Below are 205 nucleotides of genomic sequence, written 5' to 3' on the forward strand. Positions count from 1 at the left end.
CGACAAGGCCGCGTTGCCGTTCGTCGCAAGCCCGCTTGGCCGCGCGCGGGCGACAATGGAATTGGTGCGCGGCGCCCTGAAACTTCCGCCGGCAGACTACGCGCTCGACGATCGCCTCCGCGAGATCGGCTACGGCGTCTGGGAGGGTTCGACGCTGGCCGAGATGCAGGCGGCTGACCCAGTGCTGTACGCCAAGCGGCTCACG

The 205-nt window shown here is 69.3% G+C and carries 1 protein-coding gene; it reads left to right on the top strand.

Translation table 11 applies throughout. The features are described from left to right. Positions 1–205 (top strand): histidine phosphatase family protein (locus tag CP49_RS48340; RefSeq protein WP_245311062.1); only part of this gene is annotated, 205 nt, incomplete at both ends.

This window comes from Bradyrhizobium valentinum, assembly GCF_001440405.1.
Classification (GTDB): domain Bacteria; phylum Pseudomonadota; class Alphaproteobacteria; order Rhizobiales; family Xanthobacteraceae; genus Bradyrhizobium; species Bradyrhizobium valentinum.